The following is a 14620-nucleotide window of genomic DNA, read 5'->3' on the forward strand; positions in this document are numbered from 1 at the left end:
TCGTGAACCATCGAACATCCTGGCTAGGGGCTGACCGTGTCTGACGACAAACTGCGGAGTTACCTGAAGCGGGCCATCGCGGACGCGCAAGACGCACGGGCGCGGCTGCGCGAGGTCCGGGAACGAGCCGACGAACCGCTCGCCGTCGTCGGCATGGCCTGCCGCTTCCCCGGCGGGGTGACCACGCCGGAGGAGTTCTGGGAGCTGCTGTCGGCCGGGACCGACGCGGTCGGCGGCTTCCCGACCGACCGCGGCTGGGACCTCGACAGCGTCTACGACCCGGACCCGGCGCACGAGGGCACCTCCTACGTCGCGCAGGGCGCGTTCCTGAACGACGCCACGGAGTTCGACCCGGCGTTCTTCGGGATCAGCCCGCGCGAGGCGCTGGCGATGGACCCGCAGCAGCGGCTGCTGCTGGAGACCTCGTGGGAGGCCCTGGAGCGGGCCGGGATCGACCCGGCGAAACTCAAGGGCACCGCCACGGGTGTCTTCGCGGGCGCCTTCGCCTCCGGGTACGGCATCGGTGTTTCGATGTCGGGCCAGGCGGATTCGGGTGTCGAAAGCCACCTGATGACCGGCAACTCGACCAGCGTGCTGTCCGGGCGGGTGTCCTATGTGCTCGGTCTGGAAGGGCCCGCGGTCACCATCGACACCGCGTGTTCGTCGTCGCTGGTCGCGCTGCACTTGGCCGCGTATGCGGTCCGGTCGGGAGAGTGCTCGCTGGCGTTGGCCGGTGGTGTCACGGTGATGCCGTCGCCGGGGACGTTCGTCGAGTTCTCCCGGCAGCAAGGACTGTCCGCGGACGGGCGGTGCCGGGCGTTCTCCGAGGACGCGGATGGCACCGGCTGGGCCGAGGGCGCCGGGGTGCTGGTGGTGGAGCGGCTGTCGGAGGCGCAGCGGCTCGGCCATCGAGTGCTGGCTGTGGTGCGGGGTTCGGCGGTGAATCAGGATGGTGCGTCGAATGGTTTGACGGCGCCGAATGGTCCTTCGCAGCAGCGGGTGATTCGGGCGGCGTTGGCGAATGCCGGGTTGTCGGGGTCCGATGTGGACGTGGTGGAGGCGCACGGTACCGGGACGAAGCTCGGGGACCCGATCGAGGCGCAGGCGTTGCTGGCCACGTACGGGCGGGACCGGGACCGTCCCTTGTGGCTGGGTTCGGTGAAGTCGAACATCGGGCACACGCAGGCCGCGGCCGGGGTGGCGGGGCTGATCAAGGCGGTGCTCGCCCTTCAACACGGCGAGCTTCCGCGGACGTTGCACGCTGAGACGCCGTCGTCCCATGTGGACTGGACGGCGGGCGAGGTCCGGTTGTTGACGGAGAACGTGGCGTGGGAACGGGGTGAGCGGGTCCGGCGGGCGGGGGTGTCGGCGTTCGGTATCAGCGGGACCAATGCGCACATCATCGTCGAGGAGGCTCCGGCGGAGGAGCCCGTCGAAGTGGTCGTGACAGATGAGCCGACCGTGTGGGTGTTGTCGGGTCGCAGCGCGGACGGGCTGGCCGCGCAGGCGGGTCGGCTTCGCGAGTGGGTGGCCGGGCGTGGGCTGGATCCGGTGGATGTCGGGTGGTCGTTGGCGACTACGCGGTCGGTGTTCGAGCACCGGGCCGTGGTGCTGGGCGAGGATTTGGCGGGCGGGCTGGACAGCCTGATCGGGGGAGTGTCGTCGGGTTCGGTGGTTTCGGGCGTCGCGGATCCGGGTGTTCGGGTGGGTTTGGTGTTTGCGGGTCAGGGTTCGCAGTGGGCTGGTATGGGCCGGGGACTGTATGAGTCGAGTCCGGTTTTTGCTGAGGTGTTTGACCGGGTTTCGGGTTTGTTGGAGCTGGAGCTGGGTGTTTCGGTTCGGGATGTGGTGCTGGATTCGGGGACGCCGGGCAGTGATCAGACCCTTTACGCGCAGGCTGGGTTGTTCGCTTTCGAGGTGGCGTTGTTCGAGGTGTTGCGCGCCGCGGGTGTTCGGGCGGATGCGGTGGTGGGGCATTCGGTGGGTGAGGTGGCGGCGGCGTATGCGGCGGGTGTGTTGTCTCTGTCGGATGCGTGTCGTCTGGTTGCTACTCGTGCGCGGTTGATGCAGGCGTTGCCGGTGGGTGGTGCGATGGCGGCGATCAACGCATCGGAGGGTGAGGTCGTTGAGACCTTGGCAGATGGGGTGTCGATCGCGGCGGTGAATGGTCCGGAGTCGGTGGTGGTCTCTGGTGAGACCGAGGCGGTCGAGCAGCTTGTCGCGCTGTGGAAGGAGCGCGGGAACCGGGTTCGGCGGCTGCGGGTGAGTCACGCGTTCCACTCGGCGGCGATGGATCCGGTGCTGGACGAGCTGCGCGAAGTGGCTGAAGGGCTCACGTACGAGCGTCCGGAATTGTTGTGGGCGGGTGCGTTGACGGGTGAAGTGCTGACGGAGTGCGAGGCGGGCTATTGGCCCGCGCAGACACGGGGTGCGGTGCGGTATGGGGAGGCGGTGGAGTCCCTTGTAGCGCAAGGGATCTCGGTGTTCCTGGAAGTCGGGCCGGACGGTTCGTTGTCCGCGCTCAGCCCGGCCGATGCGGCGTTCGTGCCGTTGCAGCGCAAGGACGGCACCGGCCTGATGGCCGGTCTGGCGCGGGCTTTCGTGCAGGGCGTGGGCGTGGACTGGAGCGAGGTGGTTCCGGCGGGGAACCGAGTGCCGCTGCCCACCTACGCCTTCCAGCACCAGCGTTACTGGCCCGACGGCATCATCTCGCTGACGCCGTCGGCCGCCGCTGACACCGAGTTCTGGACCGCGGTGGACGAGGGCGATCTGGACTGGCTCGCCGGGGAACTCGACCTTGACGACCGGCTTGACGACCAGCAGCACCTCGACGTGCTCCTGCCCGCGCTGGCGTCCTGGCGGCGCCGGAAACAGGACCGCTCGACCATCGCCGACTGGCGTTACCGCACCGAGTGGACCGCGCTGCCCGAGCCCGCTCCGGCGGCTCTTTCCGGACGCTGGCTGCTTGTCGCGCCGGAGAGCGTCGGCACGCGGCCGTATGCCGACGCGCTGTCGGCCGCGGGAGCCGAGGTCGAGGTGATCGAGGTCCCCGCCGGTGTCGTGGCGCGGGACGCGCTCGGCGCGCTGCTGGACTCCGCGCCGGCGGGCGTGCTGTCGTTGCTCGCGCTGGACGAGAACCCGCTGCCCGAACTGCCCTCCGTCGCCGGCGGACTGGCCGCGACCCTCGGGCTCGTCCAGGCGTTGGCTGAGGTCAACGCGCCGCTGTGGGTGGCCACGCGCGGCGCGGTGGCGGACGGTGCCGCGAATCCGGTGCAGGCGCAGGCTTGGGGCCTGGGCCGGGTTGTCGGCCTGGAGCACCCGGAACGCTGGGGCGGGCTGCTCGACCTGCCGGAGACGCTGGACGAGCGCGCGGCCGCGCGGCTGGTCTCGGTGCTCGCCGGGGGCGTTGAGCGCGAAGTCGCGCTCCGCGACGGCGGGGTGCTGGGCCGCCGTCTCGTGCACGCCGGACGGGTTTCGCGCGAGCCGTGGACGCCGCGTGGCGACGTGTGGCTCACCGGCGGCACCGGCGCGCTCGCCGGGCACGTGTCCCGCTGGCTGGCCGAAAACGGCGCGCGTCGGCTGGTGCTCACCAGCCGTTCCGGCCCGGCCGCCGGAGTCGCGGCGCTGGTCGCCGAGCTGGCCGAGCAGGGCACGCGGGTGGACGTGCTGGCCTGCGACGTGACCGACTGCGCGGCGCTGACCGCGCAGGCCGCCTGGATCGGCCCCGAGCTGAGCACCGTGCTGCACACCGCCGGGGCGCTCGACGACGGCGTGCTCGAACACCTGTCGCCCGCGCGACTGGCCGCCGTGCTGGACGTGAAAGCCCGCGGCGCGGCGTTGCTGGACGAGGTCACCGCCGGACTGGAACTGGACGAGTTCGTGCTGTTCTCCTCGGCCGCCTCGACCCTCGGCGCGGCGGGACAGGGCAACTACGCGGCCGCGAACGCGTACCTGGACGCGCTGGCGGAGCACCGTCGGGCGCGGGGACTGCCCGCGCTGGCCGTGGCGTGGGGCGCGTGGGCGGGTGGCGGCTTCGCCGACTCCAGCGCGGCCGCGCGCACCCGGACCAGCCGAGGCGGCATGCGGCCGATGGAGCCGCAGCTCGCGGTCCGCGCCCTCGGCGAGGCGCTGCGCGGGGTCGAACCGGTGCAGACCGTGCTGGACATCGACGTGGCCGAGCTCCCGGCGGAGCTGCGGACCGCGCCGTTGCTGCGGGACCTGCCGGCGATCCGACGTCTTCCCGCCGTCGCCGCGCAGCCGCCCGCCACCGGCGAACTCGTGCGGCGGCTGACCGGGCTGAGCCCCGCCGGCCAGGACGAACTGCTCACCGACCTGGTCCGCACCGAAGCGGCGATCGTGCTCGGCCACGCCTCGGCGGACGCGATCGAGCAGCGGCGGGCGTTCAAGGACCTCGGTTTCGACTCGCTGACTTCCGTCGAGCTGCGCAACCGGCTGGGTGCGGCGACCGGCGAGCGGCTGCCCGCGACGGTGGTGTTCGACTACCCGACCCCGGAAGCGCTGGCCGCGTTCCTGCGGACCGAACTGCTCGGCGAGCACCCGGAAATCGGTGTCGCCGCGCCCGCCGCCGTGTCGTCTGCCGACGAGCCGATGGCGATCGTGGGCATGGCGTGCCGGTTCCCCGGCGGTTCCAGCACTCCGGAGCAGTTCTGGGAGATGCTGGCCTCCGGCACTGACACGGTGGGGGATTTCCCCGCCGACCGCGGCTGGGACCTCGACAGCGTGTACGACGCCGACCGGGAAAATGCGGGCACTTCCTATGTGGCGCAGGGCGCGTTCGTCGCCGACGCCGCCGGGTTCGACGCCGACTTCTTCGGGATCAGCCCGCGCGAGGCGCTGGCGATGGACCCGCAGCAGCGGCTGCTGCTGGAGACCTCGTGGGAGGCGCTGGAGCGCGCGGGGATCGACCCGGCGAAGCTCAAGGGCAGCGCCACCGGCGTCTTCGCGGGCGGCTACATCTCCGGCTACGGCCTCAACCTGGCCACCGAAAGCGGGGTCGAAGCGCACAGCCTGACCGGCAACGCCACCAGCGTGCTGTCCGGCCGGATCTCCTACGTCCTCGGCTTGGAAGGCCCCGCGGTCACCATCGACACCGCGTGCTCGTCGTCGCTGGTCGCCCTGCACCTGGCCGTGCAAGCGGTGCGCTCCGGCGAATGCTCGCTGGCGCTGGCCGGTGGCGTCACGGTGATGGCGACCCCGGGCATGTTCATCGACTTCTCGCGCCAGCAGGGCCTTTCCGCCGACGGGCGGTGCCGGGCGTTCTCCGACGACGCGGACGGCACCGGCTGGGCCGAAGGCGCGGGCGTGCTGGTGGTGGAGCGGCTTTCCGACGCACAGCGCAACGGGCACCCGATTCTGGCTGTAGTGGCCGGTTCCGCGGTGAACCAGGACGGTGCGTCGAACGGGTTGACGGCGCCGAACGGTCCTTCGCAGCAGCGAGTGATTCGGGCGGCGTTGGCCGATGCCGGGCTGACGGTGTCCGATGTGGACGTCGTGGAGGCGCACGGCACGGGCACGACGCTGGGCGACCCGATCGAGGCGCAGGCCGTGCTCGCGACGTACGGCCAGGACCGGGATCGTCCACTGTGGCTGGGTTCGGTCAAGTCCAACATCGGCCACACCCAAGCGGCGGCCGGTGTGGCCGGGGTGATCAAGATGGTGTTGGCGTTGCGGAACAACGAGATTCCGCGCACGCTGCACGCCGAGACGCCTTCGTCGCATGTGGACTGGGCGGCGGGCGACGTTCGCCTGCTGACCGAGAACGCGCCGTGGCCGGTCAACGGTCATCCGCGCCGCGCGGGCGTGTCGTCGTTCGGGATGAGCGGCACCAACGCACACATCATCCTGGAGGACGCGCCGGCCGCGGTGCCGGCCGAACCGGAGGACGCGACGGCTCCGGTGGTGTCCGGCGCGGGTGCGCTGGTGCTGTCCGGCCGGACCGAGCCGGGACTCGCCGCACAGGCGCGTCGCCTGGACGACTGGCTGACCGGGCGGGAGACGCGTCCGGAGGACGTGGCCTGGTCGTTGGCGACGACGCGGTCGGTGTTCGAACGCCGGGCCGTGGTGATCGGCGACGGCACCGGTTTGACGGATCTGGCGGCGGGTTCGCCCTCGGGTGCGGTGGTGACCGGGTCGGCGCGGACCGGGGTCCGGCCGGTGTTCGTGTTCGCCGGGCAGGGTTCGCAGTGGCTCGGTATGGGCCGGGAGCTCGCGCAGGTGAGTCCGGTGTTCGCGGCGCGGTTGGCGGAGTGCGAGCAGGCTTTGGAGTCCTTTGTGGACTGGAAGCTGTCTGAGGTGTTGGCCGAAGAGCTGACGACGGCGGATGTGGTGCAGCCTGCGTTGTGGGCGGTGATGGTGTCTCTGGCCGCGGTGTGGGAGGCGGCGGGGGTGCGTCCGGAGGCGGTGGTCGGTCATTCGCAGGGCGAGATCGCGGCGGCGACGGTTGCGGGGATGTTGTCCGTTGAGGACGGTGCGCGGGTTGTTGCGCTGCGCTCGAAGTCGTTGAAGGTGTTGGCGGGTCTGGGCGGCATGCTGTCGGTCAGCGCGGCGGCCGATGCGGTGGAGGAGCGGCTGAGCCGATGGGGCGAGAAGCTGGCTCTCGCCGCGGTGAACGGTCCGGCGGCGGTGGTGGTTTCGGGTGAGCCGGAGGCGTTGGTCGGGCTGAAGTCCGAACTGGATGCCGAGGGCATCCGGGCGCGGATGGTGGCGGTGGATTACGCGTCGCATGGTGTGCAGGTGGAGAGCCTCGAAGAGGAGATCCGTGCGGTGCTGGCGGGCGTCGAGCCGCGGCCGGGCCGGGTGCCGATGGTGTCGGCGATGACGGGGGAGACTCTGACCGGCGAGGAACTGGACGCCGGTTACTGGTACCAGAGCCTGCGTGCGCCGGTGATGTTCGACCGCGCGATCCGGACGGTGGCGGGCAGCGGGAACCGGATGTTCATCGAGGTGACCCCGCACCCGGTCCTGCTCGGCGCGATGAACGACACCTTGGACGAACTGGCCGCCGACGCCGAGTCGGGAACCGCCCCGGTCTGCGGCACGTTGCAGCGCGACGACGGCGGCGCGGTCCGGCTGCTCACCTCGTTCGCCGAGGCTTTCGTGCACGGCGTGACCGTCGACTGGACGAAGGTGCTGCCCGTCGGGAACCGGGTCGAGTTGCCTACCTACGCCTTCCAGCACGAGCGGTTTTGGCCGCAGGGCATGCTTTCGCTCTCACCCCACGGCGGCACGGACCCGGCCGCGCTGGGGTTGTCCGCGGTCGGGCACCCGCTGCTCGGCGCGGTGATGGAACTCGCCGACGGCGCGACGGTGTGCTCCGGCCGGCTCTCCACACGTACTCAGCCGTGGCTGGCCGACCACGCCGTCGGCGGCGTGATCCTGTTCCCCGGCACCGGATTCGTGGAGCTGGCGGTGCGCGCGGGCGACCAGGTGGGCCGCGGCAAGGTGGAAGAACTGACCTTGCAGGCCCCGCTGGTGCTGCCCGCCGACGGCGGTGCGGTGCGGATCCAGGTCGTCGTCGCCGCGGACCGCGAGAACCTGGAGATCTTCTCCCGCCCGGACGGTTCCGCGGCGGAGTGGACCCGCCATGCCACCGGCGTGCTGGCGGCCGCGTCCGCCCCGCCCGCGGTGTCGGAGGACTTCGGCGTCTGGCCGCCTTCGGACGCGACCGCGTTGGCCGTCGACGGTTTTTACGCCGCGAAACTGTCCGATGTGTACGGTCCGGCGTTCCACGGCCTGCGCGCGGCATGGCGGCGCGGCGAGGACGTGTTCGCCGAGATCGAGCTGCCGGAGCCGGTGGCGGGCCGAGCGGATCAGTTCGGCCTGCACCCGGCGTTGCTCGACGCCGCCCTGCACGCCGCGCTGCTGGAGGACTCCGGCGACGAGGTCCGGATGCCGTTCGCGTGGACCGGCGTCGAACTCCACGCCGAGGGCGCTTCGGTGCTGCGCGCCAAAGTCGGGCGCGGTCGGCGCGGCGATCTTTCGCTGGTCGCCGTCGACCCCGCCGGTGCTCCGGTGGTCACGGTGGATTCGTTGACCAGTCGTCCGGTGTCCGTGCCCGCGGTCGCCGAACCGGCTTCGTCCGGTCTGTTGTTCGCCGAACAGTGGACCCCGGCCGCCGAGGCCGCGATCCCGGCCGGTGCCTGGGCGGTGCTCGGCGACGACCCCTTCGGCCTGGCCGACGAGCCGGCCGTCACGGGCCTCCCGATGCGGACCTACCCGGACCTCGCCGGACTGGCGGCCGCGGACCCCGTTCCCTCGATCGTGCTCACCAGCGTCGCCGGGGCCGGCTCGATGCCCGAAGCCGCGCACACCGCCGCCGCGGCGGCGCTCGAACTGGTCAAGGACTGGCTGGAGGAACCGCGCCTGGACGCGGCGCGGCTGGTGGTGGTCACCCGGTCCGGCGCCGCGGTCGCCCCGGGCGAGGCCGTGGCCGATCTCGCCGCGGCCGCCGTCCGTGGGCTGCTGCGTTCGGCACAGGCGGAGAACCCCGGCCGGTTCGTCCTCGTGGATCTGCCCACCGAAAACGCCGGAATCGTCGCGCTCCCCGCCGTGCTCGGCGGGGTGGAACCGGAGCTGGCGTTGCGGGAGAACGGCGTCTTCGGACGCCGCGTGGTCCGTTCGTCTGGCAACGCGATGGCGGTTGAACGACCCGACGCGGGCCCCGGCGGCCCCCGTTCGCTGCTGGTCACCGGCGGCACCGGCACCCTCGGCGGCCTGGTCGCCCAGCATCTGGTGCGCACCGGCCGCGCCCAGGAAGTGCTGCTGACCAGCCGGTCCGGCCCGGCCGCCGCCGGAGCGGCCGTGCGCGCCGCGCAGCTGGCGGAACTGGGCGCCGCGGTCCGGATCGTCGCGTGCGACGCGGCCGACCGCGACGCGCTGGCCGCGCTGCTGGACACCGTCGGAGAGGACTGCCCGCTCGGCGAGGTCTTCCACGCCGCCGGGATCATCGACGACGGCCTGGTCGCCGGGCTCACCGCCGACCGCCTGTCCGCGGTCCTGCGCCCGAAGGCCGACGCCGCCTGGCACCTGCACGAACTCACCCGGCACCTGGACCTGCGGCAGTTCGTGCTGTTCTCCTCGGCCGCGGCGACCTTCGGCGCGCCGGGACAGGGCAACTACGTCGCCGCCAACACCTTCCTCGACGCGCTCGCCGGACACCGCCGGGCAGCGGGCCTGACCGGCACTTCGCTGGCCTGGGGCCCGTGGGTGCACGAGGCGGGCATCGGCCGCGACCTCGGCGAACAGTCGTTGTCGCGGATCAGCCGCTCCGGCGTCACCGCGCTCGGCGCCGACGAGGGTCTCGCGGTGATGGACGCGGCGCTGGCCACCGAAGACGCCGTGCTCATCCCGGTCCGCCTGGACGTGGCGGCCCTGCGCGGTGCCGACGTCCCGCCGCTGTGGCGGGCGCTGGCCGGTGCTCCCGCGCGGCGCACCGCTGCTTCGGCCCCGGCTGCTGACAGCGACTCCCTTCGCAAGCGGCTGGCCGCGGCCACTCGCCAGGAACGCGACCGGATGCTGCGGCAGCTGGTGCTGGCGCACGTGGCCGCGGTGCTCGGGCACGCCTCGGCGGCTTCGATCGGCGCCGACCGCGCGTTCACCGATCTGGGCTTCGACTCGCTGACCGCGGTGGAACTGCGGAACCGGCTGCGGGCCGAAACCGGGCTGCGGCTGCCCGCCACGCTGATCTTCGACCACCCCACGCCTGCCGCGCTGGCCGTTTCGCTGCGCGGCGAGCTGATCGGCGACCTGTCCGCACCGCCCCCGGCCCCGGCCGTGCGGCGGGCCGGAACGGACGAGCCGATCGCGATCGTCGGCATGGCCTGCCGGTTCCCCGGCGGCGCCGCCAGCCCGGAGGAGCTGTGGGAGCTGCTGTCCTCCGGCGGCGACGCGATCGAATCCTTCCCGGCCGACCGAGGCTGGCCGGTGGACGAGCTCTACGACCCGGAGTCCGAGCAGGCCGGGACCACCTACACCAAGGAAGGCGGTTTCGTCCGCGACGTCATCGGTTTCGACGCCGGGTTCTTCGGGATCAGCCCGCGCGAGGCACTGGCGATGGACCCGCAGCAGCGGCTGCTGCTGGAGGTGTCCTGGGAGGCGTTCGAACGCTCCGGCATCGACCCGGCGAGCCTGTCGGGCAGCCAGACCGGCGCCTTCATCGGCGGCTACGGCTCGGGTTACGCGGCGGCGGGTCTGGACGGCAGCGCCGAGTTCGAGGGTGCCGAAGGCCACCTGATGACCGGCAACGCGACCAGCGTCCTTTCGGGCCGCCTGTCGTACTTCTTCGGGCTGGAAGGCCCGGCGGTCACGATGGACACCGCGTGTTCCTCGTCGCTGGTCGCGCTGCATCTGGCGGCGAAGGCGCTGAGCGCGGGGGAGTGCTCCCTCGCGCTGGCCGGCGGAGCCACGATCATGGCCAGCCCGGACGGGTTCGTCGCCTTCTCGCAGGCGCGCGGTCTGGCGGCGGACGGCCGGTCGAAGGCGTTCGCCGAGTCGGCCGACGGCATGGGCATGGCCGAGGGTGTCGGCATGCTGGTGGTGGAGCGGCTCTCCGACGCGCGGCGCAACGGGCATCCGGTGCTGGGGCTGGTCCGGGGTTCCGCGGTGAACCAAGACGGGGCCTCGAACGGCTTGACGGCGCCGAACGGTCCGTCGCAGCAGCGGGTCATCCGCGCGGCGCTGGCAAGCGCCGGCCTTTCGCCGTCCGAAGTGGACGCGGTGGAGGCACACGGCACCGGCACGAAACTCGGCGACCCGATCGAAGCGCAGGCGTTGCTGGCCACCTACGGCCAAGACCGGGACCGTCCGTTGTGGCTGGGTTCGGTGAAGTCGAACATCGGCCACACACAGGCGGCGGCCGGCGTGGCGGGCGTGATGAAGATGCTGCTGGCGCTGGGACACGAGCAGCTGCCGAAAACCCTGCACGCGGCCGAGCCGTCCTCGCAGATCGACTGGACGGCCGGGCAGGTCGAACTGCTCGCCGAACCGATGGCCTGGCCTTCCGGCGGACGGCCGCGCCGGGCCGGGATTTCCTCGTTCGGCATCAGCGGCACCAACGCGCACATCATCCTCGAGGAGGCCCCGCCGGAGGACGCCGAACCGCGTCCGGACACCGAGCCCCTGCTGCGCGGACCCGGTGCCTGGCTGGTGTCCGGCCGCTCCGCGGAGGGCCTCGTCGGACAGGCGGGCCGGCTGCGCGAATGGGCGGCCGCGCAGCCGGAGACCGACCCCGCCGACGTGGCGTGGTCGCTGGCGACAACCCGCTCGGCGTTCGCGCACCGTGCCGTCGTCCTCGGCGAGGACCGGACGAAACTGCTGGCCGGACTGCACGAGCTGGCGACCGGAGGCACCACCGGCACGGTGGTGGCCGGAACGGCCCGCCCCGGCGGCGCGGTGACGTTCGTCTTCCCCGGCCAGGGCTCCCAGTGGGCGGGCATGGGCCGGGAACTGGCGGAGGCCAGCCCGGTCTTCGCCGCCCGGCTCGCCGAATGCGAGCGGGCACTGGCGCCGTTCGCCGACTGGAACTTGACGGAGGTGCTCTCCGGCGAACTGCGCACCGCGGACCTGGTGCAGCCCGCGCTGTGGGCGGTGATGGTCTCGCTGGCCGCGGTGTGGGAAGCGGCCGGAGTAGCGCCGGATGCGGTGGTGGGGCACTCGCAGGGCGAGATCGCCGCCGCCACCGTCGCCGGGATGCTGTCCCTGCGGGACGGCGCGCGGGTTGTCGCGCTGCGCTCGAAGTCGCTGAAAGTGCTTGCGGGCGCGGGCGGGATGCTGTCGGTGACGCTGCCCGCCGTGACGGTTGAACAGCGAATCTCCCGCTGGGGGGAGCAGCTCGCGCTGGCCGCGGTCAACGGCCCGGCCGCCGTGGTCGTCTCCGGCACTCCCGAAGCGCTCGCGGAGCTCAAGGACGAACTCGACGCCGAGGGCGTGCGGGCCAAGATGGTCGACGTCGATTACGCCTCGCACTCCGCGCAGGTGGCGCGGCTGGAAGACGAGATCCGTGCGGTGCTGGCCGGGATCGAGCCGCGTCGTGGCCGGGTCCCGATGGTGTCGGCGATGACCGGCGAAACCCTGACCGGCGAAGAACTCGACGCCGGGTATTGGTACGCGAGCCTCCGCGCCACCGTGCGATTCGACCGTGCGGTGCGGACGCTGGCCGACGAGGGACACCAGCTGTTCGTCGAGGTCAGCCCGCATCCTGTGCTGCTCGGCGCGACGACCGACACGCTGGAGGAAGCCGCCGCGGCCGCCGCCCCCGGCACGGAACCGGCCGCGGTGTGCGCGACACTGCGCCGCGACGACGGCGGCGCGACCAGGATGCTCACCTCGTTGGCGCAGGCGTATGTCACGGGAGCCGGGGTGGACTGGACCGCGGTGCTCCCGGTCGCCGAGCGGATCGCCTTGCCCACCTACGCCTTCCGGCACGACCGCTACTGGCCGACCGGGGCGGCTGCCGCCGGCGCGGTGCGCGGCGGCGACGGTTCGCAGGCCGAAGCCGAATTCTGGGCGGCGGTGGAGAACGGCGACCTGGCCCGGATCGCCGACACCCTGGCGCTGGAGGACCAGGAGCAGTTCAGCGCGGTGCTGCCCGCGCTGGCGTCCTGGCGGCGTCGGGACCAGGAGCAGTCGGTGACCGCGAGCTGGCGCTACCGCATGTCGTGGGCGCCCCTGCCGGAACCCGATCCCGTGCTGCTGAACGGAACTTGGCTGCTCGTCGTCCCCGAAGGCGGCTTCGCCGAGACGCTGCGGAGGGACTGCGCCGCAGCGCTGACCGTACGGGGCGCCGAGGTCGTGGTCGCGGAGATCCCAGCCGGGCACACCGCCCGGCACGAGCTTTCGCCGGTGCTCGACCGGGCCGTCGACGGCGCGCCGATCGCCGGGGTGCTCTCGCTGCTGGCGCTCGACGAAGCTCCGCTGCCGGACCATCCGGTGGTGGCCACCGGACTCGCCGCCACGCTGGGCCTGGTGCAGGCGTTGGGCGACGCCGGGGTGCTCGCGCCGCTGTGGCTGGCGACCAGCCAGGCGGTCGCGGCCGCGCCCGGCGAGGTGCCCTCGAGCGTCGTGCAGGCGCAGGTGTGGGGGCTGGGCCGGGTCGTCGGACTCGAACACCCGGACCGCTGGGGCGGGCTGCTCGACCTGCCCGCCGAGATCGACGAGCGGGCGGGCGCGCGGCTGGCCGCGGTGCTGGCCGACGGCGACGAGGACCAGGTCGCCCTCCGCCGGTCCGGGGTGCTGGGCCGCCGGATGGCGCGGGCAGGACGCCCGCGGCGAGGCGGGTCCTCGTGGCGGCCGCGCGGCAGCGTGCTGATCACCGGCGGCACCGGCGCGATCGCCGGGCACGTCTCGCAGTGGCTGGCCGAACGCGACACCGAGCGGCTCGTGCTCACCAGCCGGTCCGGCTCCTCGGCCGCGGGCATCGCGGCGCAGGCGGCGGGGCTGGCCGAACAGGGCAGCCGGGTGGACGTGCTGACCTGCGACGTCGGCGAGCGGGCCGAGGTCGCCGGGGTGCTCGACTGGATCGGGCGCACCGGACCGGAGCTGTCCTCGGTGATGCACACCGCCGGCGTGCTCGACGACGGCGTGATCGACCGGCTCTCCACCTCGCGCTTCGAGAAGGTCCTCTCGGCCAAGGCCACCAGCGCGGGCCACCTGGACGAGCTGACCGCCGAGCTGGACCTGGATGCGTTCGTGTTGTTCTCCTCAGCGGCTTCGACGCTGGGCTCGGCCGGGCAGGGCAACTACGCGGCGGCGAACGCCTACCTGGACGCGGTGGCGGAGAACCGGCGCGCGCGGGGCCTCAGCGGTCTGTCGGTGGCGTGGGGCCTGTGGGGCGGCGGCGGTCTCGCCGAGTCCAAGGACGCGATCAAGAGCCGGATGAAGCGGCTGCCGATGCCCGCGATGGATCCGTGCCTGGCGGTGCGGGCGCTGGGCGAATCGCTCGACGGGTCCGATGCCGTGGTGACGGTGATGGACGTGGACTGGAGCCGGCTGGCCAACCTGGCGCAGCGCCCGCTGGTGCGGGACCTGCCCGAGATGCGTCAGCTGGCCGCGGCTCCGGCCGCGGCCGCGCCGGAAGCGGGCGACCTCGCCCAGCGGCTGGCGGGGCTCGAACGGGCCGACCAGGAACGGCTGCTCACCGATCTGGTGCGCGCGGAGGCCGCAGTGGTACTCGGCCACCCGTCGGCGGACGCGGTGCAGGCGAGCCAGGCGTTCAAGGAACTCGGCTTCGATTCGCTGACCGCGGTGGAGATCCGGAACAGGTTGAACACCGCCACCGGGCTGCGGGTCCCGACTACGTTGATTTTCGACTACCCCACCCCGGTGGCGGTGGCCGCCTGGCTGCGGTCCGGGCTCGTCGGCGACGACGCGGCCGGGGTCCCGGTGCTGGACGAGCTGGACCGGCTGGAGGCAGCGCTGACGAAACCGGCGGCCGGGCGGGAGATGGAGGACCGGATCACGCGTCGGCTGCAGACGATCCTGTCGGCGTGGATCACGAAGCAGGGCGGAGCGGAAGCCGAGGGCAGCGAGGTCGAACTCGGCTCGGCGACGCCCGACGAGGTGTTCGAGTTTCTCGACAAGGAACTGGGCCTGTCCGACTAGGTGC

General features: G+C 72.7%; 1 pseudogene. It reads left to right on the plus strand.

Annotation, left to right across the window (positions count from 1 at the left end):
* Window positions 1-42: 42 nt before the first annotated feature.
* Window positions 43-14616, plus strand: a pseudogene (locus ACLJPX_RS17095) (type I polyketide synthase); the annotation flags it as partial.
* Window positions 14617-14620 lie beyond the last annotated feature (4 nt).

It is taken from the genome of Amycolatopsis sp. lyj-90 (assembly GCF_046549035.1).
GTDB lineage: Bacteria > Actinomycetota > Actinomycetes > Mycobacteriales > Pseudonocardiaceae > Amycolatopsis.